Annotated in this window: 28 protein-coding genes and 2 tRNA genes; 24 read left to right on the top strand and 6 right to left on the bottom strand. The window is 55.4% G+C overall.

Annotated features, from left to right (window positions below; translation table 11 throughout):
* The first annotated feature begins 4 nt into the window (after positions 1–4).
* From mlaE to murA, 6 genes are all read left to right on the top strand, one after another.
* The gene (gene mlaE, locus BJP61_RS19405) at positions 5–787 is read left to right on the top strand and encodes a lipid asymmetry maintenance ABC transporter permease subunit MlaE (protein WP_038865523.1); all 783 of its coding nucleotides are present in this window, start codon (positions 5–7) and stop codon (positions 785–787) included.
* Positions 788–790: 3 nt separating this feature from the next.
* On the top strand, positions 791–1,342 hold the full coding sequence (gene mlaD / locus BJP61_RS19400; RefSeq protein ID WP_171999123.1) for an outer membrane lipid asymmetry maintenance protein MlaD: 552 nt from the start codon (positions 791–793) through the stop codon (positions 1,340–1,342).
* Positions 1,343–1,357: 15 nt separating this feature from the next.
* Positions 1,358–1,987, top strand: coding sequence for a phospholipid-binding protein MlaC (gene mlaC / locus BJP61_RS19395; RefSeq protein ID WP_038865521.1), 630 nt, complete (start codon positions 1,358–1,360; stop codon positions 1,985–1,987).
* On the top strand, positions 1,987–2,289 hold the full coding sequence (gene mlaB / locus BJP61_RS19390; RefSeq protein WP_171999121.1) for a lipid asymmetry maintenance protein MlaB: 303 nt from the start codon (positions 1,987–1,989) through the stop codon (positions 2,287–2,289). The genes mlaC and mlaB overlap by 1 nt, the downstream gene beginning before the upstream one ends.
* Before the next feature lie 124 nt (positions 2,290–2,413).
* Entirely contained in the window at positions 2,414–2,671 is a 258-nt protein-coding gene (gene ibaG / locus BJP61_RS19385) for a BolA family iron metabolism protein IbaG (protein WP_038865517.1), read from the top strand.
* Positions 2,672–2,723: 52 nt separating this feature from the next.
* Positions 2,724–3,983 (top strand): UDP-N-acetylglucosamine 1-carboxyvinyltransferase, encoded by a 1,260-nt coding sequence (murA, locus tag BJP61_RS19380; RefSeq protein ID WP_038865515.1) that lies wholly within the window; start codon positions 2,724–2,726, stop codon positions 3,981–3,983.
* Between the two features lie 153 nt (positions 3,984–4,136).
* Here the strand turns inward: murA and sfsB are convergent, their stop codons facing one another.
* Both sfsB and ispB read right to left on the bottom strand, forming a co-directional pair.
* The gene (sfsB, locus tag BJP61_RS19375; protein WP_007673194.1) at positions 4,137–4,400 is read right to left on the bottom strand and encodes a DNA-binding transcriptional regulator SfsB; all 264 of its coding nucleotides are present in this window, start codon (positions 4,398–4,400) and stop codon (positions 4,137–4,139) included.
* Positions 4,401–4,722: 322 nt separating this feature from the next.
* Positions 4,723–5,694, bottom strand: a complete 972-nt coding sequence (gene ispB / locus BJP61_RS19370) for an octaprenyl diphosphate synthase (RefSeq protein ID WP_038865513.1) — start codon at positions 5,692–5,694, stop codon at positions 4,723–4,725.
* 257 nt (positions 5,695–5,951) lie between these two features.
* Here ispB and rplU point away from each other — a divergent pair, with 257 nt between their 5' ends.
* From rplU to cgtA, 4 genes are all read left to right on the top strand, one after another.
* Positions 5,952–6,263: a 50S ribosomal protein L21 gene (rplU, locus tag BJP61_RS19365; protein WP_004385077.1), complete on the top strand. Its 312-nt coding sequence runs from the start codon at positions 5,952–5,954 to the stop codon at positions 6,261–6,263.
* Between the two features lie 19 nt (positions 6,264–6,282).
* Entirely contained in the window at positions 6,283–6,540 is a 258-nt protein-coding gene (gene rpmA, locus BJP61_RS19360) for a 50S ribosomal protein L27 (protein WP_004385076.1), read from the top strand.
* 94 nt (positions 6,541–6,634) lie between these two features.
* The gene (locus BJP61_RS19355; RefSeq protein ID WP_038865511.1) at positions 6,635–7,600 is read left to right on the top strand and encodes a DMT family transporter; all 966 of its coding nucleotides are present in this window, start codon (positions 6,635–6,637) and stop codon (positions 7,598–7,600) included.
* Between the two features lie 16 nt (positions 7,601–7,616).
* Positions 7,617–8,789 (top strand): Obg family GTPase CgtA, encoded by a 1,173-nt coding sequence (cgtA, locus tag BJP61_RS19350; RefSeq protein WP_038865509.1) that lies wholly within the window; start codon positions 7,617–7,619, stop codon positions 8,787–8,789.
* A gap of 60 nt (positions 8,790–8,849) precedes the next feature.
* On the opposite strand, the gene pmrB is transcribed toward cgtA, so the two are convergent.
* Genes pmrB through dacB form a run of 3 tightly spaced genes read right to left on the bottom strand, consistent with a single transcriptional unit; the run spans position 8,850 to position 12,006 of the window.
* Positions 8,850–9,911 carry a two-component system sensor histidine kinase PmrB gene (gene pmrB, locus BJP61_RS19345; protein ID WP_171999119.1) on the bottom strand — a complete coding sequence of 354 codons (1,062 nt, stop codon included), beginning with the start codon at positions 9,909–9,911 and terminating at the stop codon, positions 8,850–8,852.
* Positions 9,908–10,570: a two-component system response regulator PmrA gene (pmrA, locus tag BJP61_RS19340; RefSeq protein WP_161579925.1), complete on the bottom strand. Its 663-nt coding sequence runs from the start codon at positions 10,568–10,570 to the stop codon at positions 9,908–9,910. The genes pmrB and pmrA overlap by 4 nt, the downstream gene beginning before the upstream one ends.
* A gap of 2 nt (positions 10,571–10,572) precedes the next feature.
* Positions 10,573–12,006 (bottom strand): serine-type D-Ala-D-Ala carboxypeptidase, encoded by a 1,434-nt coding sequence (gene dacB / locus BJP61_RS19335; RefSeq protein ID WP_038865503.1) that lies wholly within the window; start codon positions 12,004–12,006, stop codon positions 10,573–10,575.
* Positions 12,007–12,253: 247 nt separating this feature from the next.
* Between dacB and greA the strand changes: the two genes are divergently transcribed.
* Complete coding sequence (gene greA, locus BJP61_RS19330; protein ID WP_038865501.1) at positions 12,254–12,730, top strand: transcription elongation factor GreA; 477 nt, start codon at positions 12,254–12,256, stop codon at positions 12,728–12,730.
* A gap of 220 nt (positions 12,731–12,950) precedes the next feature.
* On the opposite strand, the gene yhbY is transcribed toward greA, so the two are convergent.
* Positions 12,951–13,244, bottom strand: coding sequence for a ribosome assembly RNA-binding protein YhbY (gene yhbY, locus BJP61_RS19325; protein WP_004385067.1), 294 nt, complete (start codon positions 13,242–13,244; stop codon positions 12,951–12,953).
* A 124-nt stretch (positions 13,245–13,368) separates the two neighbouring features.
* Between yhbY and rlmE the strand changes: the two genes are divergently transcribed.
* From rlmE to rpsO, 13 genes are all read left to right on the top strand, one after another.
* Positions 13,369–13,998 (top strand): 23S rRNA (uridine(2552)-2'-O)-methyltransferase RlmE, encoded by a 630-nt coding sequence (gene rlmE / locus BJP61_RS19320; RefSeq protein WP_171999117.1) that lies wholly within the window; start codon positions 13,369–13,371, stop codon positions 13,996–13,998.
* A 56-nt stretch (positions 13,999–14,054) separates the two neighbouring features.
* The gene (gene ftsH, locus BJP61_RS19315) at positions 14,055–15,989 is read left to right on the top strand and encodes an ATP-dependent zinc metalloprotease FtsH (protein WP_171999115.1); all 1,935 of its coding nucleotides are present in this window, start codon (positions 14,055–14,057) and stop codon (positions 15,987–15,989) included.
* Between the two features lie 90 nt (positions 15,990–16,079).
* Positions 16,080–16,928, top strand: a complete 849-nt coding sequence (folP, locus tag BJP61_RS19310; RefSeq protein WP_038865497.1) for a dihydropteroate synthase — start codon at positions 16,080–16,082, stop codon at positions 16,926–16,928.
* Positions 16,921–18,258, top strand: a complete 1,338-nt coding sequence (glmM, locus tag BJP61_RS19305; RefSeq protein ID WP_075192486.1) for a phosphoglucosamine mutase — start codon at positions 16,921–16,923, stop codon at positions 18,256–18,258. Before folP ends, glmM begins: the two co-directional genes overlap by 8 nt.
* Positions 18,259–18,481: 223 nt before the next feature.
* On the top strand, positions 18,482–18,814 hold the full coding sequence (gene secG / locus BJP61_RS19300) for a preprotein translocase subunit SecG (protein ID WP_004385062.1): 333 nt from the start codon (positions 18,482–18,484) through the stop codon (positions 18,812–18,814).
* Positions 18,815–18,856: 42 nt separating this feature from the next.
* Positions 18,857–18,943, top strand: a tRNA-Leu gene (locus BJP61_RS19295).
* A 59-nt stretch (positions 18,944–19,002) separates the two neighbouring features.
* A tRNA-Met gene (locus BJP61_RS19290) sits at positions 19,003–19,079 on the top strand.
* 212 nt (positions 19,080–19,291) lie between these two features.
* Positions 19,292–19,744, top strand: coding sequence for a ribosome maturation factor RimP (gene rimP, locus BJP61_RS19285; protein WP_007673151.1), 453 nt, complete (start codon positions 19,292–19,294; stop codon positions 19,742–19,744).
* A gap of 27 nt (positions 19,745–19,771) precedes the next feature.
* Positions 19,772–21,259 carry a transcription termination factor NusA gene (gene nusA, locus BJP61_RS19280; RefSeq protein ID WP_038865493.1) on the top strand — a complete coding sequence of 496 codons (1,488 nt, stop codon included), beginning with the start codon at positions 19,772–19,774 and terminating at the stop codon, positions 21,257–21,259.
* Positions 21,260–21,283: 24 nt separating this feature from the next.
* Positions 21,284–23,998 carry a translation initiation factor IF-2 gene (gene infB, locus BJP61_RS19275; RefSeq protein ID WP_038865491.1) on the top strand — a complete coding sequence of 905 codons (2,715 nt, stop codon included), beginning with the start codon at positions 21,284–21,286 and terminating at the stop codon, positions 23,996–23,998.
* A 133-nt stretch (positions 23,999–24,131) separates the two neighbouring features.
* On the top strand, positions 24,132–24,533 hold the full coding sequence (gene rbfA, locus BJP61_RS19270; RefSeq protein WP_075192488.1) for a 30S ribosome-binding factor RbfA: 402 nt from the start codon (positions 24,132–24,134) through the stop codon (positions 24,531–24,533).
* Positions 24,533–25,477: a tRNA pseudouridine(55) synthase TruB gene (gene truB / locus BJP61_RS19265; RefSeq protein ID WP_171999112.1), complete on the top strand. Its 945-nt coding sequence runs from the start codon at positions 24,533–24,535 to the stop codon at positions 25,475–25,477. The genes rbfA and truB overlap by 1 nt, the downstream gene beginning before the upstream one ends.
* Before the next feature lie 143 nt (positions 25,478–25,620).
* Positions 25,621–25,890: a 30S ribosomal protein S15 gene (gene rpsO / locus BJP61_RS19260; RefSeq protein ID WP_004385056.1), complete on the top strand. Its 270-nt coding sequence runs from the start codon at positions 25,621–25,623 to the stop codon at positions 25,888–25,890.
* The last annotated feature ends 118 nt before the right edge of the window (positions 25,891–26,008 follow it).

Below are 26,008 nucleotides of genomic sequence, written 5' to 3'. Positions count from 1 at the left end.
GCTCATGCTGTTAAATTTACTGGCGTCGATGGGGCAACGCGGACTGAAATTCAGCGCCTCCTTCGGTCGCGCCGGGCTGATGTTATTCAATGCCATCGTCGGCAAGCCGGAGTTTCGCAAACACGGCCCGCTGCTGATGCGCCAGCTCTATCATGTGGGCGTTCTGTCGATGATTATTATCATCGTCTCGGGGCTGTTTATCGGCATGGTGTTAGGGCTGCAGGGCTATCTGGTGTTAACCACCTACAGCGCGGAAACGAGCCTCGGGATGCTGGTGGCGCTGTCGCTGCTGCGCGAACTCGGGCCGGTAGTGGCCGCACTGCTGTTCGCAGGCCGCGCCGGATCGGCCCTGACCGCGGAAATCGGGCTGATGAAAGCGACCGAACAGCTCTCCAGTATGGAGATGATGGCGGTCGACCCGCTGCGCCGCGTGATTTCGCCGCGCTTCTGGGCGGGCGTGATATCGCTGCCGCTGCTGACCATTATTTTCGTGGCGGTGGGCGTCTGGGGCGGTTCGCTGGTGGGCGTCAACTGGAAAGGCATCGATGCTGGCTTCTTCTGGTCCGCCATGCAGGACGCCGTCGACTGGCGTATGGATCTGATTAACTGTTTGATAAAAAGCGTGGTGTTTGCCATTACGGTGACCTGGATTGCGTTGTTTAACGGTTACGACGCGATCCCGACATCGGCGGGAATTAGCCGGGCAACTACACGTACCGTTGTGCACGCTTCGCTGGCCGTGCTCGGCCTTGATTTTGTGCTTACCGCATTGATGTTTGGAAACTAACGCATGCAAACGAAGAAATTTGAGATTTGGGTTGGCGCTTTTATGCTGGTGGCGCTGCTGGCCGCGCTGTTCATCTGTCTGAAAGTGGCGGATGTCACCTCGCTGCGGGCCGAGCCGACATACCGGCTCTATGCCACCTTTGATAATATCGGCGGCCTGAAACCGCGCTCGCCGGTACGCATTGGTGGTGTGGTGATCGGCCGCGTTTCCGACATTACGCTGGATCCGAAAACTTACCTGCCGCGTGTCGCGATGGATATCGAACAGCGCTACGATCATATCCCGGATACCAGCTCGCTGGCGATTCGCACGTCTGGCCTGCTGGGGGAGCAATATCTGGCGCTGAACGTCGGTTTTGAAGATCCTGAGCTGGGAACCACTATCCTTAAGGATGGCGGCACGATTCAGGACACGAAATCCGCCATGGTGCTTGAAGATCTGATTGGCCAGTTCCTCTATAAGAGCAACAGCGGCGACAACCAGAAAGAGGGTGGTGAGCAGGGCTCTGCCGCCGAACCGGATAACGCGACGCCGCCTGCCGGCGCGACGAACTAATCAGGAGAAACGGATATGTTTAAACGTCTTTTAATGGTCGCCATGCTGGTGATTGCGCCGCTCGCTACGGCGGCGGATCAGTCTAACCCGTATAAACTGATGAATGAGGCAGCGAAAAAAACGTTTGATCGCCTGAAAAACGAACAGCCGAAAATCCGCCAGAACCCTAACTACCTGCGCGATATCGTCGATCAGGAACTGTTGCCGTATGTGCAGGTGAAATACGCCGGTGCGCTGGTGCTGGGCCGCTACTATAAAGAAGCGACGCCGGCGCAGCGCGAAGCCTACTTCGCCGCGTTTCGTGAATACCTGAAACAGGCGTACGGCCAGGCGCTGGCGATGTATCACGGGCAGACATACCAGATAGCACCGGAGCAGCCGCTCGGCGATGCGAATATTCTGCCGATTCGCGTGACCATCGTCGACCCGAATGGCCGCCCGCCTGTGCGTCTGGATTTCCAGTGGCGTAAAAACAGCCAGACCGGCAACTGGCAGGCGTATGACATGATCGCCGAAGGCGTGAGCATGATTACGACCAAACAGAACGAGTGGAGCGATCTCCTGCGCCAGAAAGGCATTGATGGCCTGACCGAGCAGCTGAAATCTATCTCTCGTCAGCCGATAACGCTGGATCAGAAGCAGTAATGTCTGCGGAACTGCACTGGGAACGTCATGAGGCGCAGTTGCGCTTACGCGGTACGCTGGATCGCGAAACGCTGACGCCTCTGTGGGAGCAACGGCATCACGCGACCGATGGGCTGCAATGCATCGATCTTAGCGGTCTTATGCGCGTCGATACCGCCGGGCTGGCGCTGCTGGTGCAACTGGTCGCGCTGGCGCAGACCCGCGGGTGTCGTGTGACGCTTGAAGGCATGAGCGATAATCTGACGACGCTTGCGAAACTTTACAACCTGCCGGAAAGCCTTCTGCCGACTCCGACAGACTAATATTTTCAGCACGTTACTGATAAAGCCCCGTCCGGCTACACGGCGGGGCTTTTTTGCTTGTTTAAGACAGCGCCACTTTGCTCTAAGATGTTGGGCTGTTTTCACTGAATAATGAATAAAGCCCATGGAAAATCATGAAATTCAGACGGTGCTGATGAACGCACTGCCTCTCCAGGAAGTCCACGTCTCCTCCGGCGATGGCAGCCACTTTCAGGTCATTGCTGTGGGTGAGCTGTTTGCCGAGATGAGCCGCGTGAAAAAACAGCAGGCGGTCTATGGCCCGCTGATGGAGTTCATCGCCGATAACCGCATTCACGCGGTCTCCATCAAGACGTTTACGCCCCAGGAATGGGAACGCGAGCGCAAACTCAACGGTTTTTGAGCTGTGGGCGCTACGCCGGCAGCAAGTGATTGAATAACAGAGAACAGTTCTGATGGATAAATTTCGTGTGCAGGGGCCGAGCCGCCTTTCTGGCGAAGTAACGATCTCAGGGGCGAAAAACGCCGCCCTGCCGATCCTTTTTGCCGCCCTGTTGGCTGAAGAGCCTGTAGAAATTCAAAACGTACCGAAGCTGAAAGATATCGATACCACCATGAAGCTGCTGAGCCAGCTCGGGATGAAAGTGGAGCGTAACGGCTCCGTCTGGATCGATGCAAGCCAGGTGAATATCTTCTGTGCGCCATATGAGCTGGTGAAAACCATGCGCGCCTCTATTTGGGCGCTGGGCCCGCTGGTGGCGCGTTTCGGCCAGGGCCAGGTGTCCCTGCCGGGCGGCTGTGCCATCGGCGCGCGTCCGGTCGATTTACACATTACCGGTCTTGAGCAACTGGGCGCGGAAATCAAACTGGAAGAAGGCTATGTCAAAGCTTCTGTCCAGGGCCGTCTGAAAGGCGCGCATATCGTGATGGATAAAGTGAGCGTTGGCGCGACCGTGACCATCATGTCCGCCGCGACGCTTGCTGAAGGCACCACCGTTATCGAAAACGCCGCGCGCGAGCCGGAAATTGTCGATACCGCGAACTTCCTGAATACCCTCGGTGCGAAAATTACCGGTCAGGGTACCGACAAAATCACCATCGAAGGCGTTGAGCGTCTCGGCGGCGGCGTTTATCGCGTGCTGCCTGACCGCATCGAGACCGGGACTTTCCTGGTGGCCGCAGCGATTTCCGGCGGTAAAGTGATGTGCCGCAATACCCGTCCTGATACGCTGGACGCCGTGCTGGCGAAACTACGCGAAGCGGGCGCTGATATCGAAACCGGCGAAGACTGGATAAGCCTTGATATGCATGGCAAACGCCCGAAAGGCGTTAACGTGCGTACCGCGCCGCACCCGGCGTTCCCGACGGATATGCAGGCGCAGTTCACGCTGCTGAACCTGGTGGCTGAAGGAACCGGCGTTATCACCGAGACCATTTTTGAAAACCGTTTCATGCACGTGCCGGAGCTTATCCGTATGGGCGCGCATGCGGAAATCGAAAGCAATACCGTTATCTGCCACGGCGTTGAGAAACTCTCCGGCGCTCAGGTGATGGCGACCGATCTGCGCGCTTCCGCAAGCCTGGTGCTGGCGGGCTGCATCGCGGAAGGCACTACGGTCGTGGATCGTATTTATCATATCGATCGCGGTTATGAAGGCATCGAAGATAAGCTGCGTGCGCTGGGCGCCAACATTGAGCGTGTAAAAGGCGAATAATCTTTTCTCCGCATCGCGGAGCAGAGCGTTAAGCCTGCCGGAAATCGCTGAGAGTCAGCGGCTTCCTGCAGGCTTTTTTGCTTTTTTATTGGCTGGCACATGAACGTCGTACTGTGACGAGCGCAGAACAACCGGGGCGAGACCCCGGCGCTGTCAGCGATGACGGATCAGACGTGAGCGATCGATAAATTCATGCGTGACCGGATCGTGATAGCGCGACGGCCAGATGATCCAGGGTTCGGTACCGAGCGCTTCGGCAATGATCTTCTCGCCTCTCGGCCAGGGGCGCGTTAGCGCATTGGCGAGCGTTGAAGAGCTAAGACCCGCTTTGCGGGATTCCGCTGCCAGCGATGACCCCTTTTTGCGTAGCGCGGCGACGATATCGGCGGGGTGCCAGTCGATAAACTTACGTTCCATGCTTCCTCCCTGTTACGGCATTGAGACCCCCTGAACAGCTCCTACAGGAGCTGATTGATCATTTATAGCACAAAATTTTCTAAAACGTTCCAGTTACTTTTGGTTGTATCCAGAAGTGTGGCAGTAACCACAAAGCGAATGTAAGTGCTGTAACCGCCTGCGTCAGAGGCGATCCCTGACCGATCGTGTCGTGACACAGGGATCGAGGCATTAAAAGAAGGCCAGAAAGAATAAGGTTATCTGGAAAGCAAACGGGCTACAGACATGCAAAACGCGCGAATAAGCGCAGAAACTTTCCGCGCCCGACGGGCGCGGAGAAGGATTAATGGTCGCGCTGGACCGACATATGCGCAAGCGCGATCAGCGCGTCGCGCCAGGGGGAAGGGGGAATAATTTCAAGCGCGGCGATAGCTTTATCGGCCTCTTCTTCAGCACGGGTGCGTGTCCACGCGAGCGAGCCGCAGGCTGCCATCGTTTCGAGCACGGGATCCAGCAGGTGTCGCCCGTTGCCCTGTTCAATCGCTTCGCGGATCATCTGCGCCTGCGCAGGCGTACCGTTATGCATCGCATGCAGCAGCGGGAGCGTCGGTTTGCCTTCGTTGAGATCGTCGCCCACATTTTTGCCCAGACGTTCGCCGTCAGCGCTGTAGTCCAGGAGATCGTCGATCAACTGGAAAGCGGTGCCGAGATAGCGCCCGTAGTCCTGCAATGCGCGCTCCTGCGCCTCGCTGGCGCCTGCCAGGATGCCGGAACACTGCGCCGCCGCTTCGAAAAGCCGCGCGGTTTTGCTGTAAATCACGCGCATGTAGCTCTCTTCGGTGATATCGGGATCGTTGACGTTCATCAGCTGAAGGACTTCGCCTTCCGCGATGACGTTAACGGCCTCGGACATCACTTCAAGCACCTTAAGCGACCCCAGGCTTGTCATCATCTGAAACGCACGGGTGTAAATAAAATCTCCCACCAGAACGCTGGCGGCGTTGCCAAATGCGGCATTCGCCGTCGCTTTGCCACGACGCATGTCGGATTCATCCACAACGTCGTCATGCAGCAGCGTGGCGGTGTGAATGAACTCAATAAGCGCGGCGATAGTGATATGCGCTTTTCCCTCGTAACCGAGCGCGCGCGCAGCGAGCACCGCAATCATCGGGCGAATGCGTTTACCGCCGCCGCTGACAATGTAATAGCCCAGCTGATTGATAAGCTGCACGTCGGAATTGAGCTGTTCAAGGATGGTCGCGTTGACACCGGCCATATCTTGCGCGGTTAACTCATTAATTTTTTCTAAATTCATCGCAAAAGTCTGGCTATCGTCCTGTTTACCACAGTCTGTAAGGGAGAAGGTAAGGATAGTGGATTCTAAATGTAGTACAGATTGTACCGGAAAAACGCGGCAGATAAACGCCGCCGTCACGGTTGTGTTTTTTTTCCGCACTGAACAACAAACGGGCTTGTCAAAGGCTCGCAATTTGCGTAATATTCGCGCCCTATTGTGAATATTTATAGCGCACTCTGATCATGCAAAAGGCGTGCGCGGAAGCGGAGTTCTATATGTACGCGGTTTTCCAAAGTGGTGGTAAACAACACCGAGTAAGCGAAGGTCAGACCGTTCGCCTGGAAAAGCTGGACATCGCAACTGGCGAAACTGTTGAGTTCGCTGAAGTTCTGATGATCGCAAACGGTGAAGATGTCAAAATCGGCGTTCCTTTCGTTGATGGCGGCGTAATCAAAGCTGAAGTTGTTGCTCACGGTCGTGGCGAGAAAGTTAAAATCGTTAAGTTTCGTCGCCGTAAACACTACCGTAAGCAGCAGGGCCACCGTCAGTGGTTCACTGATGTGAAAATTACTGGCATCAGCGCCTAAGACCTGAGGAGAGATTTAAATGGCACATAAAAAGGCTGGCGGCTCCACACGTAACGGTCGCGATTCAGAAGCTAAACGCCTGGGCGTTAAGCGTTTCGGTGGCGAATCCGTTCTGGCGGGTAGCATCATTGTTCGTCAACGTGGTACCAAATTCCACGCTGGCAACAACGTAGGTTGCGGTCGTGACCACACTCTGTTTGCTAAAGCAGACGGTAAAGTGAAATTTGAAGTTAAAGGCCCGAACAACCGTAAATACATCAGCATCGTTGCTGAGTAAGGTTTTCTCGGTCCGGTAACGGATTAAAGCCCCGCAACCTGTTGCGGGGCTTTTTACATTGGAAACCCGGTAATTTTTCTGTAGGGAAACGGGCATGAAGCAGCAGGCCGGCATTGGTATTCTTTTGGCGCTCACGACCGCAATGTGCTGGGGTGCGCTGCCAATTGCAATGAAGCAGGTACTGGAAGTGATGGAGCCGCCTACAGTGGTGTTTTATCGTTTCCTGATGGCAGGCATTGGGCTTGGGCTGATCCTTGCTATCAAAGGCCGGCTGCCGCCGATGGGCTTATTTCGTAAACCGCGCTGGCTGGTGTTACTGGCGATAGCGACGGGGGGCCTGTTCGGCAACTTCATCCTGTTCAGCTCTTCCCTGCAATATCTCAGTCCGACGGCTTCCCAAGTGATAGGGCAGCTCTCGCCGGTCGGCATGATGGTGGCGAGCGTTCTGATCCTTAAAGAAAAGATGCGCGGTACGCAGATCATCGGGGCATTGATGCTGCTTTGCGGGCTGGTAATGTTTTTCAACACCAGCCTGATAGAGATCTTTACACGTCTGACCGATTACACCTGGGGTGTGATTTTCGGGGTGGGCGCGGCGACGGTCTGGGTCAGTTATGGCGTCGCGCAGAAGGTGCTGCTGCGCCGTCTGGCCTCGCAACAGATCCTCTTTTTGCTGTACACTTTATGTACTATCGCGTTGTTGCCGCTGGCGAAGCCGGGCGTGCTGTTCCAGCTCAGCTCATGGCAACTCGCCTGCCTTATTTTCTGCGGCCTGAATACCCTGGTGGGGTATGGTGCGCTGGCAGAAGCGATGGCGAGATGGCAGGCGGCGCAGGTTAGCGCCATTATTACGCTTACCCCACTGTTTACGTTACTGTTTTCAGATTTGTTATCTGTTGCCTGGCCCGATTTCTTCGCCAGACCGATGCTGAACCTGTTGGCTTATCTCGGTGCGTTTGTCGTGGTTGCGGGTGCGATGTATTCCGCCATTGGTCACCGTCTTTGGGGACGGTGGCGCAAAAGCGAAGCGGCAGGAGTACTCCCCCGCTCGGGCGAATGAATTACGGAGAAGTAAAATGAAGTTTGTTGATGAAGCTACGATCCTTGTCGTGGCAGGTGATGGCGGTAACGGCTGCGTAAGCTTCCGTCGTGAAAAATATATTCCGAAAGGCGGCCCGGACGGCGGTGACGGCGGCGACGGCGGCGACGTCTGGCTTGAGGCCGATGAAAACCTCAACACCCTTATCGATTACCGTTTTGAGAAATCCTTCCGCGCCGAGCGTGGTCAGAACGGCCAGAGCCGCGACTGCACCGGTAAACGCGGCAAAGATGTGACAGTCAAAGTGCCGGTCGGAACGCGCGTTATCGATCAGGGTACGGGCGAGACGATGGGCGACATGACCAAACACGGTCAGCGCCTGATGGTCGCCAAAGGCGGCTGGCATGGCCTCGGCAATACCCGCTTCAAATCTTCTGTTAACCGCACTCCGCGCCAGAAAACTATGGGCACGCCGGGCGAGAAACGCGATCTGCAGCTGGAGCTAATGCTGCTGGCGGATGTCGGCATGCTCGGTATGCCGAACGCCGGTAAATCCACCTTCATTCGCGCAGTCTCCGCTGCGAAGCCGAAAGTGGCGGATTATCCGTTTACCACGCTGGTGCCAAGCCTTGGCGTTGTGCGTATGGATAACGAAAAAAGCTTTGTGGTCGCGGACATTCCGGGTCTTATTGAAGGCGCAGCGGAAGGCGCGGGCCTCGGTATTCGCTTCCTGAAGCATCTTGAGCGTTGCCGCGTACTGCTGCACCTGATCGATCTTGATCCGATCGATGGCTCCGATCCGGCGGAAAACGCCCGTATCATCGTGGGCGAACTGGAGAAATACAGCGAGAAGCTGGCCTCTAAGCCGCGCTGGCTGGTCTTCAATAAAATCGACCTGCTTGATCGCGATGTCGCTGAAGAGAAAGCGAAAGCCATCGCTGAAGCGCTGGGCTGGGACGATAAATATTATCTGATCTCTGCCGCAAGCCAGATGGGCGTGAAAGATCTCTGCTGGGACGTGATGCACTTCATCATTGAAAACCCGGTGGTTCACGAAGACGAAGCGAAGCAGCCTGAAAAAGTCGAGTTCATGTGGGATGACTATCATCGCCAGCAACTCGAAGAGATGGAAGCGGAAGCGGAAGAAGAGTGGGATGACGACTGGGACGAAGATGACGACGAAGGCGTCGAAATCGTGTATCAGCGTTAACAAAAAGGGCCGGGAAACCGGCCTTTTTTATTTCTGTTCTGAATATTTGAGATGTATTTATTACTGATTCATTACCTCTGGCAGCCAGCATGATGCCGCCAGCCCTCCGTCAGGGGCATCTTCCAGCATTAACCTGCCGCGGTGCAAATGCACGATACGCTGCACGATACTAAGCCCCAGACCACTGCCACCGTATCGCTGATCCAGCCGCCGGAATGGTTCGGTGATGGCCTGACGCTGCGCCTGCGGAATGCCTGGCCCTTCATCAATCACGTTCAGGCGACTACCACTGGAATCAGGCACAAGCTCCACTACGATGCGGCTGTTCTCCGGGCTGTAACGCGAGGCGTTTTCCAGCAGGTTGCGCAGCATGAGGCGCAGCAGTACTGCATCTCCCTGAACATCCAGCGCCATCTCATCAGCGGGCCAAATGATATTCTGTCCGCGTTGTTCCGCCAGTTCGTCCAGCTCGCTGCGCAGCGGGGCAAGAATATCCTTGCACCAGCGTAGCGTTTCATAATGCCCACTGGCGAGCGCCTGGCCTGCGCGCGACAGCATCAGCAGCTGCTCAACGGTATGCATCAGCCGATCGATGCGGGTGAGCAGCGGCGTCGCCTGCGCGATACCTGACTGTTCCATTAGCTCCAGATGTAGCCGGATACCCGCCAGCGGTGTGCGCAACTCGTGCGCGGCATCGGCGGTGAACAGGCGTTCCTGCTGAATGGTGTGGTCGAGGCGTGAAAAGAGCTGATTAAGCGACAGCGTGACCGCGCTTATCTCTTCCATGGCAGAATCGACCGGGACAGGGGAGAGATTATCCGCTGAACGGTTAGCAAGCGTGCGGCTGAGCTGGCTGAGCGGACGTGTGATCCACGTTACCGCCCAGAAAGAGAAGAAGAGCGTAAACCCGACCATCACCAGCGAAGGCACCAGCAAAGAGGCGATAGCCTCGCGGATTTCTTTTTCGACATGAACGGTACGGGATTTTGCCGACAGCGTTTCATTTACCAGAAAACTGATTTGCTCGCGGCTTTCATGCCAGAGCCAGATAACGCTCACTAACTGACAGAAGAGAAGGATTAGCGCCAGCATCAGCATCAGCCGACGGCGCATACTGTTCATAACTGACGCTCCAGCCGGTAGCCTACGCCGCGAACGGTGCGGATGCGAGTTTTGCCGAGCTTGCGGCGCAAATTATGGATATGCACTTCGAGCGTGTTGGAACTGGGGTCGTCCTGCCAGCTATAAATATCCTGTTGTAAGGTTTCGCGGTGCACCGTCTGGTCGATACGCATCATCAGACGCGTTAATAGCGCGAACTCTTTCGGCGTCACTTCCACAGGCTGACCCCGCAGCAGTACCTGCTGGGTTTGCAGATTAAGCGTAATGTCGTCGTGTTGCAGCAGGTTATCGCTATGACCCTGATAGCGGCGGATCAGCGCCCGTACGCGGGCGTGAAGTTCCGCCAGCGCGAAGGGTTTAACCAGATAGTCGTCGGCGCCCGCATCAAGGCCGCTCACGCGATCCTCAAGCGCATCGCGCGCCGTGAGGATAAGCACCGGCGTGCTGATGCCGCTGCGGCGCCACTGGCGTAACAGCGTCGCGCCGTCTTTATCTGGCAGGCCTAAGTCGAGGATAATCAGGCTGTATTCGCCACTTTGTAGCAGCGCATCGCCCTGCGCCGCGCTACCGGCGCAATCCAGCGCATAGCCCTCGTTGCCGAGCGCCATCGCCAGCCCTTCCTGTAACAGCAGATCATCTTCGACTATCAGCAGCTTCATCGTTAGTTATTCTGATATAGATCGCGGTAGAGCCGGCTTTCGAAACGCACCAGCGGAATACGGCGGTTGCGCTGGTCGGCAGGCTCCACGGCGTAGCCGGAAAGATACTGAACGAACGCCATCCGTTGTCCGCTGGCCGTGGTAATAAAGCCTGCCAGGTTATAGACCCCCTGCAGCGAGCCGGTTTTTGCGGATACTTTGCCATCGACGCCCGCCTCGTGCAGGCCTGCGCGATAAAGCAGCGAACCGTCGTGCCCTGCCAGCGGCAGCATGGAGATAAAATTCAGCTGACTGTCGTTGCGAGCGATGTACTGCAGCACCTGCATCATTGTCGCGGGCGCTATCAGATTATGGCGCGACAGGCCGGAACCATCCACCACGATAGTATTGCCTAACTCCACGCCCGCTTTCTGGCGAAGGATCTGACGGACCGCATCGGCACCCGCGCGCCAGGTGCCCGGCACGCCGTAAAAGTTACGTCCAATGGTACGAAACACCGTGTCGGCGATCATATTGTCGGATTTTTTTAACATGACGCGCAAAAGATCGTGCAGCGGCGGCGACTGTCGGCTGGCGATGACTGTACCCGGGTCGTTGGTTTGCGTCTGGCGCAGCAGCGTGCCGGTATAAGCGATGCCCGCTTGTTTAAGCTCCGCTTTGAGTATCGCGCCAGCATAGCCCGCGCCATCCTGGATTGCGAAAGCCAGCGGTAAAGGATCGGCGCGCTGCGTCATACAGCCCGTGAGCGTATAGCGGTTAAGATCGCCCGTCACGACGTCAAGCTCGCAATACTGGGCTTCCGAGGAGCCGCGCGGCAGAGTTTTTACCTGGCTGTAGACGTTAACAGGGTAATAAGACGCAATGCGCACAAATGCCGGTTCGCCCGCCTGCTGAGCGCTATAGAGCGACACGGAAAAACAGTTGCGGTCGACGATAGCGGCGGAGGGCGGCGCGCTGAAGCACTGGGTCATATCATTCCACGGCCAGCCCGGCGCTTTGTCGTGGCTGGCGAACGCAGAGGTGTCGATCAGCACGTTTCCTTTTATTTGCTGAACGCCTGCTTTTTTTAGCGTCGTCACCATATTGCGCATATCCTGGCGCTTAAAGGTGGGGTCGCCCGTGAAACGCGCGATCAGATCGCCATCAAGCACGCCATTCCGCACCTCGCCGCGGCTTTCCAGCGTCGTGGTGAAGCGATAGTCCGGGCCAAGCTGCAACAGCGCGGCCAGTGCCGTGATCACTTTTTGCGTACTGGCGGGCAACGCCATCTGCTGGCTGTGAAAATCAATCTCAGGGGAGCTGGCTCCGACTTTTTGCACCATCAGGGCGAGATTCGCGCCGGCGGGTAACTGATTGATATACTCTTCGACATTGGCGGCACTGGCATTCAGGGCTACACTGGTGGTCAATCCGACAGCAAATCTGGAAAATCGCATAATCTCGCGGTAACAGCTGGAAACGTGCCGTCATACTAAGGCGCATCACCCTGCAAAGTAAACGATGACCCTTCGGGAACTTCAGGGTAAAATACGTATCAAATTGCAAAATCGTTCCTGACCTGGGGCTTCGTCTCCGGGTCAGTTTTCTTTTGTTTGCCGTCCGGGGCTGGAAGGTTTTCCGGACTGGCGTGCAGCCGGAGCGGGCTGTGAACCGTTCTTAACAGGACAGTGAGAGGTATAACAAATGCAACCTATTCCGATGACCTTACGTGGCGCTGATAAACTTCGCGAAGAACTGGAGTTCCTTAAATCCGTTCGTCGCCCGGAGATCATTGCCGCTATCGCCGAAGCCCGCGAGCACGGCGATTTGAAAGAGAATGCGGAATACCATGCCGCTCGCGAGCAGCAGGGGTTCTGCGAAGGGCGTATTAAGGATATTGAAGCTAAGCTTTCGAATGCCCAGGTGATTGATATCACCAAAATGCCCAACAATGGTCGCGTGATCTTTGGCTCCACCGTGACGGTGTTAAATCTGGATACCGAGGAAGAGCTGACGTACCGTATCGTTGGCGACGACGAGGCGGATTTCAAACAGAATCTTATTTCTGTGAATTCGCCTATCGCACGCGGTCTGGTGGGCAAAGAGCTGGACGACGTGGTGACCATAAACACCCCGGGCGGTCAGGTCGAGTTTGAAATTATCAAAGTCGATTATCTGTAAAGCCTGCCGCTGAACGGCCGTTTTTGCGTTATGAGGCGCGTCTGACAGACAGATCCGCTCTGCAACGCGTTAAGCCTCAATCTGCATGACAGCCATGTCGTTCAGTTTGTAAAGAAAGGAAAAAGGCCGCTAAGCGGCCTTTTATCAACAAACGGAGCGTGGCATTTTGCTCCCTTGCCTGTAGTTTGCGACTTCTGCGATGGTTCGCAGAACCCACAGCTTAGCGGGGCAGCGAAATTTTACGTTCCTTTGACGGGCGGTAGAGCACCAGCGTTTTCCCGATGACCTGTACGTTACAGGCGCCGGTTTCACGCACGATGGCATCCACAATCAGGGTCTTGGTTTCGCGGTCTTCAGTGGCGATCTTCACCTTGATTAACTCATGGTGCTCAAGCGCTTGTTCAATCTCGGCCAGTACCCCTTCGGTCAAACCATTGTTGCCAAGCATAACCACTGGCTTGAGCGGATGGGCGAGACCTTTCAGGTGCTGTTTTTGTTTAGTACTCAGATTCATCGTATTTTTTGCTTACGTTGGGATTGAAAACGGGTCATTCTACCGCCATCTCTCAATTATCGCCAAATGGCAATACGTGGGTTTTTGAGCCTGCGGCTCACGATGAACCCGGATGGAATGTGAAATGACAGGTAAAAAGCGTTCTGCCAGCTCCAGTCGCTGGCTACAGGAACACTTTAGCGATAAATATGTTAAACAGGCGCAGAAAAAAGGGTTACGTTCCCGTGCCTGGTTTAAACTTGATGAAATACAGCAAAGTGACAAAATTTTTAAACCGGGAATGACTGTCGTCGATCTTGGCGCGGCACCCGGCGGTTGGTCACAGTATGTGGTCACGCAAATCGGAGGGGCAGGCCGTATTATCGCTTGCGATCTTTTACCAATGGATCCTATCGTTGGTGTGGACTTCCTTCAGGGCGACTTTCGTGATGAATTAGTTATGAAAGCGTTACTGGAACGCGTAGGCGACAGTAAAGTACAGGTTGTCATGTCAGATATGGCACCGAACATGAGCGGGACTCCGGCTGTAGATATTCCCCGCGCCATGTATCTGGTGGAACTGGCGCTCGAGATGTGTCGAGACGTGCTGGCACCGGGCGGTAGTTTTGTAGTTAAGGTGTTTCAGGGCGAAGGTTTCGATGAGTACCTGCGGGAAATTCGCTCCCTGTTTACGAAGGTGAAAGTTCGTAAACCGGACTCTTCTCGTGCCCGTTCACGTGAAGTGTACATTGTAGCGACCGGGCGCAAACTATAGTACCCTGACGCTGTTTGTTAACACAGTTGTAATATGAGGTTAATCCCTTGAGTGACATGGCGAAAAACCTAATACTCTGGCTGGTCATCGCGGTTGTGCTGATGTCAGTATTCCAGAGCTTTGGGCCCAGCGAGTCGAGTGGCCGTAGGGTGGATTACTCTACCTTCCTGCAAGAAGTTAACCAGGACCAGGTTCGCGAAGCGCGTATCAACGGACGTGAAATCAACGTTACCAAGAAAGATAGTAACCGATACACGACTTACATTCCCGTAAACGATCCCAAACTCCTTGATAACCTGCTGACCAAAAACGTAAAAGTGGTTGGTGAACCACCTGAAGAGCAGAGCCTGCTGGCCACTATCTTCATCTCCTGGTTCCCGATGCTGCTGTTAATTGGGGTCTGGATCTTCTTTATGCGCCAGATGCAGGGCGGCGGTGGCAAAGGCGCCATGTCGTTCGGTAAAAGCAAAGCGCGCATGCTGACCGAAGATCAGATTAAAACCACTTTCGCTGACGTAGCCGGTTGCGACGAAGCGAAAGAGGAAGTCGGCGAGCTGGTGGAATACCTGCGCGAGCCGAGCCGTTTCCAGAAACTGGGCGGTAAAATTCCGAAGGGCGTCCTGATGGTTGGCCCTCCGGGGACCGGTAAAACCCTGCTGGCGAAAGCCATCGCGGGCGAGGCGAAAGTGCCGTTCTTTACAATTTCCGGTTCTGACTTCGTTGAAATGTTCGTGGGTGTGGGCGCGTCCCGTGTTCGCGACATGTTCGAACAAGCTAAAAAAGCGGCGCCGTGCATTATCTTTATTGATGAGATTGATGCCGTGGGCCGTCAGCGTGGCGCCGGTCTTGGCGGTGGTCACGATGAACGTGAGCAGACGCTGAACCAAATGCTGGTTGAGATGGATGGCTTCGAAGGTAATGAAGGCATTATCGTTATCGCGGCGACTAACCGTCCTGACGTACTTGACCCAGCGTTGCTGCGTCCTGGCCGTTTTGACCGACAGGTCGTGGTTGGGCTGCCGGATGTGCGTGGCCGTGAGCAGATCCTGAAAGTGCATATGCGTCGCGTACCGCTGGCGCCGGATATCGACGCGGCAATCATCGCGCGCGGTACGCCAGGCTTCTCTGGTGCGGATCTGGCGAACCTCGTCAACGAAGCGGCGCTGTTTGCCGCGCGCGGCAACAAACGTGTCGTTTCGATGGTGGAGTTCGAGAAAGCGAAAGATAAAATCATGATGGGCGCGGAACGTCGCTCCATGGTAATGACCGAAGCGCAGAAAGAATCCACCGCATATCACGAAGCGGGCCATGCGATTATCGGTCGTCTGGTGCCTGAGCACGATCCGGTCCATAAAGTAACGATTATCCCACGTGGTCGTGCGCTGGGTGTGACCTTCTTCCTGCCTGAAGGCGACGCAATCAGCGCCAGCCGTCAGAAGCTGGAAAGCCAGATTTCGACGCTGTACGGCGGTCGTCTGGCGGAAGAAATTATCTACGGTCCGGAGCATGTCTCCACCGGGGCGTCCAACGACATTAAAGTCGCGACTAACCTGGCTCGTAACATGGTGACCCAGTGGGGCTTCTCCGACAAACTCGGTCCGCTGCTGTATGCGGAAGAAGAGGGCGAAGTATTCCTGGGCCGTAGCGTGGCAAAAGCCAAGCATATGTCAGATGAAACGGCGCGTATTATCGATCAGGAAGTGAAGTCCCTGATTGAGCGTAATTACAATCGTGCTCGTCAGATCCTGAACGATAACATGGACATCCTGCATGCCATGAAAGATGCGCTGATGAAGTATGAAACTATCGACGCGCCGCAAATCGATGATCTGATGGCTCGCCGTGATGTTCGCCCGCCTGCGGGCTGGGAAGATCCGGGTGCTAACAATAACTCTGACAGCAACGGTACGCCGCGCGCGCCGCGTCCGGTTGATGAACCGCGTACGCCGACCCCGGGCAACACCATGTCTGAGCAGTTTGGCGATAAATAATTGCCTGCTGTAGTATCGCTGCATTAATTAAAACCCCGGCCTGTCCGGGGTTTTCTGTTTTCGTTCATTCAAGTTTATAAGGGAATGGCAATGAAACTTTTCGCTCAGGGCTCAACGCTCGAACTTTCTCACCCGCATGTGATGGGGATCCTGAATGTCACGCCTGATTCCTTCTCCGATGGCGGCCAGCACAATACGCTGGTTGAGGCGGTGAAACACGCGAATGCGATGATTAACGCTGGCGCGACAATCATCGATGTGGGCGGCGAATCGACTCGTCCGGGTGCGGCGGAAGTGAGCGTGGAAGAAGAGCTTTCCCGCGTGGTACCGGTTGTGGAAGCGCTGGCGCAGCGGTTTGAAGTCTGGGTATCGGTAGACACGTCCAAACCGGAAGTTATCCGCGAGGCGGCGCGGGCAGGTGCGCACATCATTAACGATATCCGCTCCCTGACAGAGCCCGGCGCGCTGGAGGCGGCGGCGCAGACCGGTTTACCTGTTTGTCTTATGCATATGCAGGGCGAGCCGAAAACGATGCAGCAGGCACCGCATTATGACGATGTGTTCAACGACGTCGCGCAGTTTTTTGAACAGCAGATCGCGCGCTGCGAGGCGGCCGGGATTGCAAAAGAAAAAATCATACTCGACCCGGGATTCGGTTTCGGTAAAAATCTGACCCACAATTATCAGCTTCTCGCCCGGCTTTCAGCGTTTCACCGCTTCGGAATGCCTTTGCTGGTGGGAATGTCGCGTAAATCGATGATTGGACAACTTCTTAACGTCGGACCCGACCAACGACTGCCCGGTAGTCTTGCTTGTGCGGTGATGGCAGCCATGCAGGGCGCGCAGATCGTGCGGGTTCATGATGTGAAAGAAACCGTCGAAGCGATGCGTGTGGTGGAAGCAACTCTTTCAGCGAAGGATAAAAAATACTATGAGTAACCGTAAATATTTTGGGACAGATGGCATTCGCGGCCGCGTAGGCGATGCGCCAATTACCCCTGATTTCGTCCTGAAGTTAGGCTGGGCGGCAGGCAAAGTGCTGGCGCGCCACGGTTCGCGTAAGGTCATCATTGGTAAGGACACCCGTATTTCCGGTTATATGCTGGAATCCGCGCTGGAGGCCGGCCTCGCCGCCGCCGGGCTTTCCGCGCTCTTTACCGGGCCAATGCCGACTCCTGCAGTGGCGTATCTGACGCGTACTTTCCGTGCTGAGGCCGGGATTGTTATCTCTGCGTCCCATAACCCGTTTTATGATAATGGCATTAAATTCTTTTCCATCGACGGCACCAAACTGCCGGACGACGTGGAAGAGGCTATCGAGGCGGAGCTGGAAAAAGAGATCAGCTGCGTCGATTCCGCCGAGCTCGGTAAAGCGAGCCGTATCGTTGACGCCGCCGGGCGCTATATCGAATTCTGTAAAGGCACGTTTCCTAACGAACTGAGCCTGAACGGCCTGAAAATTGTGGTGGACTGCGCGAATGGCGCGACGTATCACATTGCGCCTAATGTGCTGCGTGAGCTGGGCGCGCGGGTTATTACCATCGGTTGCGAGCCTGACGGGCTTAACATCAACGAGAAATGCGGAGCAACCGATGTGCGCCTGTTGCAGGAGCGCGTGGTGGCCGAGAAAGCCGATCTGGGCATCGCGTTTGACGGCGACGGCGACCGCGTCATTATGGTTGACCATGAAGGCAACAAAGTCGACGGCGACCAGATCCTGTATATCATCGCACGTGAAGGGCTGCGTCAGGGCCAACTGCGCGGCGGCGCTGTCGGTACGCTGATGAGCAATATGGGCCTTGAGGTCGCGCTGAAACAGCTTGGTATCCCATTTGCGCGTGCGAAAGTGGGCGACCGCTACGTGCTCGAAAAAATGCAGGAAAAAGGCTGGCGCATCGGTGCTGAAAACTCTGGCCACGTCATTCTGCTTGATAAAACGACAACCGGCGACGGCATCGTGGCTGCATTGCAGGTGTTAACGGCGATTGCCCGTAATCACATGAGCCTGCACGACCTCTGTAGCGGAATGAAGCTGTTCCCGCAGATTCTGGTCAACGTGCGATTCACTCCGGGCAGCGGCGATCCGCTGGAGCATGCGTCTGTCAAAGCTGTTACCGAAGAAGTCGAGCAGGCGTTGGGTAAACGCGGACGCGTGCTGTTGCGTAAATCGGGCACTGAGCCGCTGATTCGCGTGATGGTAGAAGGCGAAGACGAAGCGCAGGTGACAGATTTTGCACATCGCATCGCAGATGCGGTGAAAGCGGTTTAATGACTCTGGCGCTTAAAAAGGCGACGAAAGTCGCCTTTAAAATCGCCATTTTAGCGCGATTTGCCGTTTTTTTCCGCAGTCAGCATTCGCCGTTAAAATTGCGCTTGCGCACCCAGAACACTTTCGTTAGTATTCACACCCGCTTCAGTAGGGAATGACAAATACCCTGCTTTATTGGTTTGAAGCAATTGGCTGCGGTAGCCCCGCAAGGAACAGGTTGATTATGTACGAAGCTCTTTTAGTAGTTTTCCTTATTGTAGCGCTGGGCCTTGTTGGTCTTATTATGCTGCAGCAAGGTAAAGGCGCTGATATGGGAGCCTCTTTTGGCGCAGGCGCTTCTGCCACGCTGTTCGGTTCAAGTGGTTCTGGTAACTTCATGACCCGTATGACAGCTGTGCTGGCAACCCTGTTCTTCATTATCAGCCTGGTGCTGGGTAACATTAACAGCAACAAAACCAATAAAGGAAGCGAGTGGGAAAATCTGACTGCGCCAGCAAAAACTGAGCAGACCCAGCCCGCAGCGCCGGCTAAGCCGACCAGCGATATCCCGCGTTAATTTGTCAGCTTCGCGCAGTAAACAGAAACTGCGCACTATAGTGCCGAGGTGGTGGAATTGGTAGACACGCTACCTTGAGGTGGTAGTGCCCGATTGGGCTTACGGGTTCAAGTCCCGTCCTCGGTACCAAATCCCAGCAGAACTTGCAATTTAGACGTTTAAGGCGTAGTATTTGCCACGTTTTCGGACGCGGGGTGGAGCAGCCTGGTAGCTCGTCGGGCTCATAACCCGAAGGTCGTCGGTTCAAATCCGGCCCCCGCAACCACTTTCCCTGAGAGTTGTTTTTCAAATATACTGTGAAGTGCAGTGAATGCCTTCCTCTCCGTTTTGAAAGAAAATTCCCTGGAAGGTGTTCCGGACCGCGCATCGCGGTTTACAGGGTTCAGTTATTAAAAGCCCCGATTTATCGGGGTTTTTTGTTATCTGGCTAAAGAATAACTGGGCTTTATGCCCTTTTTTTATGTCCTGGGGGTGGGCTTGTCCACATTAGAGCAAAAATTAACAGAGATGATTACGGCACCGGTGGAAGCGCTGGGCTACGAACTCGTCGGCATCGAATTCATTCGCGGTCGCACATCGACGCTGCGCATCTATATTGATAGTGAAGATGGCATCACTGTTGACGATTGTGCTGATGTCAGCCACCAGGTTAGCGCCGTTCTTGATGTCGAAGACCCGGTTACGGTGGCTTACAACCTGGAAGTCTCCTCGCCTGGCCTCGACCGTCCTCTCTTCACTGCCGAACATTACGCCCGTTACACTGGCGAAGAGGTGACGCTGGTACTGCGTATGGCGGTACAGAATCGTCGTAAGTGGCAGGGGATCATTAAAGCCGTTGATGGTGAAATGATTACCGTTGCAGTTGACGGCAAAGATGAAGTGTTCGCGCTGAGCAACATCCAGAAAGCGAACCTGGTACCCCAATTTTAACAGTCTGGATTGAGGCGAAGGCCCCTGATGAATAAAGAAATTTTGGCTGTTGTCGAAGCAGTTTCCAACGAAAAAGCGGTTCCGCGCGAGAAAATCTTTGAAGCGCTGGAAAGCGCCCTGGCTACGGCAACCAAGAAAAAATATGAACAAGAGATCGATGTTCGCGTGAGCATCGACCGTAAAAGCGGTGATTTCGATACGTTCCGCCGCTGGGTAATTGTTGAAGAAGTCACCCAGCCTACTCGCGAAATCACGCTGGAAGCGGCGCGTTATGAAGATCCGAGCCTGAATGTCGGCGAATACGTGGAAGATCAGATCGAATCCGTAACGTTTGACCGCATCACGACGCAGACCGCCAAACAGGTCATCGTACAGAAAGTCCGTGAAGCTGAACGCGCGATGGTCGTTGACCAGTTCCGCGAGCATGAAGGTGAAATCATCACTGGTGTGGTGAAGAAAGTTAACCGCGAAAACATCACGCTGGACCTCGGTAGCAACGCCGAAGCGGTCATCCTGCGTGAAGACATGCTGCCGCGTGAAAACTTCCGTCCGGGCGACCGCATTCGCGGCGTGCTGTACGCTGTCCGTCCTGAGGCGCGCGGCGCTCAGCTGTTCGTCACTCGCGCCAAGCCGGAGATGCTGATCGAGCTGTTCCGCATCGAAGTACCGGAAATCGGCGAAGAAGTGATTGAAATTAAAGCGGCGGCTCGCGATCCGGGTTCACGCGCTAAAATCGCGGTGAAAACCAACGACAAGCGTATCGACCCGGTCGGCGCATGCGTAGGTATGCGCGGCGCACGTGTTCAGGCGGTATCGACCGAGCTTGGCGGCGAGCGTATTGATATCGTGCTGTGGGATGACAATCCGGCACAGTTCGTTATCAACGCTATGGCGCCGGCAGACGTCGCGTCTATCGTGGTGGATGAAGATAAGCACACCATGGATATCGCCGTCGAGGCGGGTAATCTGGCGCAGGCTATCGGCCGTAACGGACAGAACGTGCGCCTTGCTTCACAGCTGAGCGGCTGGGAACTCAACGTGATGACCGTTGAAGACCTCCAGGCCAAGCATCAGGCTGAAGCGCATGCCGCCATTGATACTTTCACGAAGTATCTCGACATTGATGAAGAGTTCGCCACGGTTCTGGTGGAAGAAGGCTTCTCCACGCTCGAAGAACTGGCCTATGTGCCGATGAAAGAGCTGCTGGAAATCGACGGCCTGGATGAGCCGACCGTGGAAGCATTACGCGAACGCGCTAAAAACGCGCTCACCACCCTGGCGCTGGCTCAGGAAGAGAGCCTCGGCGATAACAAGCCGGCTGACGATCTGCTTAACCTAGAAGGTATGGATCGCTCGCTGGCTTACAAACTCGCTGCTCGCGGTGTGTGTACGCTTGATGACCTCGCCGATCAAGGCGTGGACGACCTCGCGGATATCGAAGAGTTGACCGATGAGAAAGCCGGTGAGCTTATCATGGCCGCTCGTAACATCCGCTGGTTTAGCGACGAAGCGTAATAAACTGTAGCAGGAAGGAACAGCATGACTGATGTAACCGTAAAAGCGCTGGCCGCAGAGATTCAGACCTCCGTGGACCGCCTGGTACAGCAATTCGCTGATGCAGGGATCCCGAAGTCCGCTGAAGACTCTGTGACGGCACAAGAGAAACAAGCCTTACTGGCGCACCTGAACCGCGAACATGGTTCAGGGCCGGATAAGTTGACTTTACAGCGCAAAACGCGCAGTACTTTAAATATTCAGGGTACCGGCGGGAAAAGTAAGTCGGTACAGATCGAAGTCCGCAAAAAACGCACCTTTGTAAAACGTGATCCGCAAGAGGCAGAGCGTCTCGCCGCGGAAGAACAGGCGAAGCGTGAGGCGGAAGAGCAGGCCCGTCGTGAAGCAGAGGAAGCTGCCAAACGCGAGGCAGAGGAAAAAGCCAAACGTGAAGCTGGCGATAAGGCTAAACGTGAAGCTGAAGAACAGGCTAAACGCGATGCCGCTGATAAAGCGAAACGTGAAGCTGCGGAAACGAGCAAAGTGAGCAATCAACAAACTGACGAAGTGAGCAAAGCTGCTCAGGCGGAAAAAGCCCGCCGCGAAGCCGAAGCCCTTGAACTTAAGCGCAAGGCCGAAGAAGAAGCGCGTCGCAAGCTGGAAGAAAATGCCCGTCGCGTAGCGGAAGAAGCCCGTCGTATGGCTGAAGAGAACGCGACAAAATGGGAAAGCGGCAGCGAAGAAGAATCTGAAGACAGCAGCGACTATCACGTCACTACTTCTCAGCACGCGCGTCAGGCAGAAGATGACAGCGATCGCGAAGTAGAAGGCGGCCGTGGTCGCGCGCGTCCGGCGAAAGTCGCACGCCAGAAGAAGAGCAACAAGCATTCCGAATCCAAAGCGGATCGTGAAGAAGCCCGTGCAGCCGTTCGCGGCGGCAAAGGCGGCAAACAGCGCAAAGGCAGCTCCCTGCAGCAGGGCTTCAACAAGCCGGCTCAGGCAGTTAACCGCGATGTCGTTATCGGCGAAACCATCACCGTCGCTGAGCTGGCTAACAAGATGGCCGTAAAAGGCTCTCAGGTTATCAAGGCGATGATGAAGCTGGGCGCGATGGCGACCATCAACCAGGTTATCGATCAGGAAACTGCGCAGCTGGTTGCTGAAGAGATGGGCCACAAGGTTATCCTGCGTCGTGAAAACGAGCTGGAAGAAGCGGTAATGAGCGACCGTGATATGGGCGCTCAGGCTGAGCCGCGCGCGCCGGTCGTGACCATCATGGGTCACGTTGACCACGGTAAAACCTCACTGCTCGACTACATCCGTTCTACGAAAGTGGCTTCGGGCGAAGCGGGTGGCATTACCCAGCACATCGGCGCGTACCACGTACAGACCGATAACGGCATGATCACCTTCCTGGATACCCCGGGCCACGCCGCGTTTACCGCAATGCGTGCTCGTGGTGCGCAGGCTACGGATATCGTGGTTCTGGTTGTCGCGGCGGACGACGGCGTGATGCCGCAGACCATCGAAGCAATCCAGCACGCCAAAGCGGCGAAAGTGCCGGTTGTTGTGGCAGTGAACAAAATCGATAAGCCAGACGCCGATCCGGATCGTGTTAAAAACGAACTGTCTCAGCATGGCATCATCCCGGAAGAGTGGGGCGGCGATTGCCAGTTCGTCCACGTTTCGGCGAAAGCAGGCACCGGTATCGATGAGCTGCTGGACGCCATCCTGCTGCAATCCGAAGTACTGGAACTGAACGCTGTGCGTAAAGGTATGGCGAGCGGCGTGGTTATCGAATCCTTCCTGGATAAAGGTCGTGGGCCGGTCGCTACCGTTCTGGTTCGCGAAGGTACGCTGAACAAAGGCGATATCGTGCTGTGTGGCTTTGAATATGGCCGCGTGCGTGCGATGCGTAACGAACTGAACCAGGAAGTCCAGGAAGCGGGTCCGTCCATTCCTGTCGAGATTCTGGGTCTGTCCGGCGTGCCTGCCGCAGGTGATGAAGTGACTGTCGTCCGTGATGAGAAGAAAGCGCGTGAAGTGGCTCTCTATCGTCAGGGCAAGTTCCGCGAAGTGAAACTGGCGCGTCAGCAGAAATCCAAACTCGAGAACATGTTTGCGAACATGACCGAGGGCGAAGTTCACGAAGTCAACATCGTGCTGAAAGCCGACGTTCAGGGCTCCGTAGAAGCGATCTCCGACTCCCTGCTGAAGCTCTCCACCGACGAAGTGAAGGTGAAGATTGTGGGTTCGGGCGTGGGTGGCATCACCGAAACCGACGCGACGCTGGCTGCCGCATCCAACGCGATTCTGGTTGGCTTCAACGTTCGTGCCGACGCCTCTGCGCGCCGCGTGATCGAAGCGGAAAGTCTGGATCTGCGTTACTACTCCGTCATCTATAATCTGATCGACGAAGTAAAAGCGGCTATGAGCGGCATGCTGTCGCCTGAGCTGAAACAGCAGATTATCGGTCTGGCCGAAGTTCGTGACGTATTCAAATCGCCGAAATTCGGCGCTATCGCGGGCTGTATGGTTACCGAAGGTACAATTAAACGTCACAACCCGATCCGCGTTCTGCGCGACAACGTGGTTATCTATGAAGGCGAGCTGGAATCCCTGCGTCGCTTCAAAGATGACGTTAACGAAGTCCGTAACGGCATGGAATGTGGTATCGGCGTGAAGAACTACAACGACGTTCGCGTTGGCGATATGATCGAAGTGTTCGAAATCATCGAGATCCAGCGCAGCATCGACTAATCCTCTCACGCCCTGCGCATGGCGTCGCAGGGCTGGGGGCAGGTGCACATTTGTAGGCCGGGTTAGCGAAGCGCCACCCGGTATGAATATTCAAAAGGGGCTAATAGCCCCTTTTTTGTCTGGAGAATTTATTATGGCGAAAGAATTTGGTCGCCCTCAGCGTGTCGCGCAGGAGATGCAAAAAGAGATTGCCATCATCCTGCAGCGCGAAATCAAAGATCCGCGCGTAGGTCTGATGACCACCGTATCGGGCGTAGAAGTCTCCCGCGATCTGGCGTATGCCAAAGTGTTCGTAACGTTCCTGAACGATAAAGACGAAGCGGCTGTAAAAGCGGGCATCAAAGCGCTTCAGGACGCGTCTGGCTTCATCCGCTCTCTGCTGGGCAAAGCGATGCGCCTGCGCATCGTGCCGGAACTGACCTTCTTCTACGATAACTCGCTGGTGGAAGGGATGCGCATGTCCAACCTGGTCAGCAGCGTAGTAAAACACGACGAAGAGCGTCGCGTGAATCCGGACGACGACAAGGAGGAATAATGAGTCGTCCTCGTCGTCGCGGTCGCGATGTGCATGGCGTATTGCTGTTGGATAAGCCGCAGGGGCTCTCCTCCAACGACGCACTGCAAAAAGTAAAACGTCTCTATAACGCCAATCGCGCCGGACATACTGGCGCGCTGGATCCGCTGGCGACCGGCATGCTGCCTGTCTGCCTCGGCGAAGCGACCAAATTTTCCCAATACCTGCTTGATTCAGATAAGCGTTACCGGGTGGTTGCGCGGCTTGGGCAGCGCACCGACACCTCTGATGCTGACGGCACCGTAGTGGAAGAGCGTCCGGTCACGTTTAGCGAGCAGGCGCTGCAGGATGCGCTGGAAAGCTTTCGCGGCGACACCCTGCAGGTGCCGACGATGTTCTCGGCGTTGAAGTATCAGGGTAAACCGCTCTACGAATATGCGCGTCAGGGCATCGAGGTGCCGCGTGAAGCGCGCCCGATAACCGTCTATGAACTGCTGTTTATTCGCCATGAGGGCAATGAGCTGGAGCTTGAGGTGCACTGCTCAAAGGGCACGTACATTCGCACCATTATTGACGATTTGGGCGAAAAGCTCGGCTGCGGCGCGCATGTAACCTATCTGCGCCGTCTGACGGTCAGTAAGTATCCGGTTGAGCGCATGGTAACGCTGGAGCAGCTTAACGCGCTGCTTGAAGAGGCGCAGCAGCAGGATATCGCGCCCTCTGAGCTGCTTGATCCGCTGTTGATGCCGATGGACAGTCCCGCTTCGGACTATCCGGTCGTGAATCTTCCGCTTACGTCATCCGTTTACTTTAAAAACGGCAACCCGGTGCGTGCCAGCGACGCCCCTTCGGAAGGCCTGGTGCGAGTGACGGAAGGCGAAGCGCAGAAGTTTCTCGGCATGGGGGAAATCGACAGCGAAGGCCGCGTAGCGCCCCGCCGCCTGGTGGTGGAATATCCGGCTTAACCCTCGTCGCTACCTTGCGATAACAGGCCGTGACAGGTAGAATATTGCGGCTTAACACTACGCCCGTCATCTCTATGCAGGCGTAGCCCCGGGTGGCTGAATTAGAGATCGGCACCCTTATTTTTTATAAACTGGAGTTGAAAATGTCTCTAAGCGTTGAAGCTAAAGCTAAAATCGTTTCTGAGTTTGGTCGTGGTGAGAACGACAGCGGTTCTACCGAAGTTCAGGTTGCTCTGCTGACTGCGCAGATTAACCACCTGCAGGGCCACTTCGCAGAGCACAAAAAAGATCACCACAGCCGTCGTGGTCTGCTGCGTATGGTTTCTCAGCGTCGTAAACTGCTCGACTACCTGAAACGTAAAGATGTAGCACGCTACACTGCGCTGATCGAGCGCCTGGGTCTGCGTCGCTAATCATTGCGAGTTTCAGAAAAGGGGGCCTTTACGGCCCCTTTTTTCGACCAGACGGCAGCAATTGCGAGTAAACTCATGTATTGTTGCTGGGTATGATCTTCGTTGCAGAGGTTCGCGC

This window comes from Cronobacter sp. JZ38 (genome assembly GCF_008932145.1).
Classification (GTDB): Bacteria; Pseudomonadota; Gammaproteobacteria; order Enterobacterales; family Enterobacteriaceae; genus Cronobacter; species Cronobacter muytjensii.
This window is presented reverse-complemented; position numbering and strand designations above follow the sequence as displayed.

What these genes read in the sequence shown, in the direction of transcription:
- mlaE (WP_038865523.1), top strand. Translation starts at nt 5, where the DNA reads ATGCTGTTAAATTTACTGGCGTCGATGGGGCAACGCGGACTGAAATTC.
- mlaD (WP_171999123.1), top strand. Translation starts at nt 791, where the DNA reads ATGCAAACGAAGAAATTTGAGATTTGGGTTGGCGCTTTTATGCTGGTG.
- mlaC (WP_038865521.1), top strand. Translation starts at nt 1,358, where the DNA reads ATGTTTAAACGTCTTTTAATGGTCGCCATGCTGGTGATTGCGCCGCTC.
- mlaB (WP_171999121.1), top strand. Translation starts at nt 1,987, where the DNA reads ATGTCTGCGGAACTGCACTGGGAACGTCATGAGGCGCAGTTGCGCTTA.
- ibaG (WP_038865517.1), top strand. Translation starts at nt 2,414, where the DNA reads ATGGAAAATCATGAAATTCAGACGGTGCTGATGAACGCACTGCCTCTC.
- murA (WP_038865515.1), top strand. Translation starts at nt 2,724, where the DNA reads ATGGATAAATTTCGTGTGCAGGGGCCGAGCCGCCTTTCTGGCGAAGTA.
- sfsB (WP_007673194.1), bottom strand. Translation starts at nt 4,400, where the DNA reads ATGGAACGTAAGTTTATCGACTGGCACCCCGCCGATATCGTCGCCGCG.
- ispB (WP_038865513.1), bottom strand. Translation starts at nt 5,694, where the DNA reads ATGAATTTAGAAAAAATTAATGAGTTAACCGCGCAAGATATGGCCGGT.
- rplU (WP_004385077.1), top strand. Translation starts at nt 5,952, where the DNA reads ATGTACGCGGTTTTCCAAAGTGGTGGTAAACAACACCGAGTAAGCGAA.
- rpmA (WP_004385076.1), top strand. Translation starts at nt 6,283, where the DNA reads ATGGCACATAAAAAGGCTGGCGGCTCCACACGTAACGGTCGCGATTCA.
- BJP61_RS19355 (WP_038865511.1), top strand. Translation starts at nt 6,635, where the DNA reads ATGAAGCAGCAGGCCGGCATTGGTATTCTTTTGGCGCTCACGACCGCA.
- cgtA (WP_038865509.1), top strand. Translation starts at nt 7,617, where the DNA reads ATGAAGTTTGTTGATGAAGCTACGATCCTTGTCGTGGCAGGTGATGGC.
- pmrB (WP_171999119.1), bottom strand. Translation starts at nt 9,911, where the DNA reads ATGAACAGTATGCGCCGTCGGCTGATGCTGATGCTGGCGCTAATCCTT.
- pmrA (WP_161579925.1), bottom strand. Translation starts at nt 10,570, where the DNA reads ATGAAGCTGCTGATAGTCGAAGATGATCTGCTGTTACAGGAAGGGCTG.
- dacB (WP_038865503.1), bottom strand. Translation starts at nt 12,006, where the DNA reads ATGCGATTTTCCAGATTTGCTGTCGGATTGACCACCAGTGTAGCCCTG.
- greA (WP_038865501.1), top strand. Translation starts at nt 12,254, where the DNA reads ATGCAACCTATTCCGATGACCTTACGTGGCGCTGATAAACTTCGCGAA.
- yhbY (WP_004385067.1), bottom strand. Translation starts at nt 13,244, where the DNA reads ATGAATCTGAGTACTAAACAAAAACAGCACCTGAAAGGTCTCGCCCAT.
- rlmE (WP_171999117.1), top strand. Translation starts at nt 13,369, where the DNA reads ATGACAGGTAAAAAGCGTTCTGCCAGCTCCAGTCGCTGGCTACAGGAA.
- ftsH (WP_171999115.1), top strand. Translation starts at nt 14,055, where the DNA reads ATGGCGAAAAACCTAATACTCTGGCTGGTCATCGCGGTTGTGCTGATG.
- folP (WP_038865497.1), top strand. Translation starts at nt 16,080, where the DNA reads ATGAAACTTTTCGCTCAGGGCTCAACGCTCGAACTTTCTCACCCGCAT.
- glmM (WP_075192486.1), top strand. Translation starts at nt 16,921, where the DNA reads ATGAGTAACCGTAAATATTTTGGGACAGATGGCATTCGCGGCCGCGTA.
- secG (WP_004385062.1), top strand. Translation starts at nt 18,482, where the DNA reads ATGTACGAAGCTCTTTTAGTAGTTTTCCTTATTGTAGCGCTGGGCCTT.
- nusA (WP_038865493.1), top strand. Translation starts at nt 19,772, where the DNA reads ATGAATAAAGAAATTTTGGCTGTTGTCGAAGCAGTTTCCAACGAAAAA.
- infB (WP_038865491.1), top strand. Translation starts at nt 21,284, where the DNA reads ATGACTGATGTAACCGTAAAAGCGCTGGCCGCAGAGATTCAGACCTCC.
- rbfA (WP_075192488.1), top strand. Translation starts at nt 24,132, where the DNA reads ATGGCGAAAGAATTTGGTCGCCCTCAGCGTGTCGCGCAGGAGATGCAA.
- truB (WP_171999112.1), top strand. Translation starts at nt 24,533, where the DNA reads ATGAGTCGTCCTCGTCGTCGCGGTCGCGATGTGCATGGCGTATTGCTG.
- rpsO (WP_004385056.1), top strand. Translation starts at nt 25,621, where the DNA reads ATGTCTCTAAGCGTTGAAGCTAAAGCTAAAATCGTTTCTGAGTTTGGT.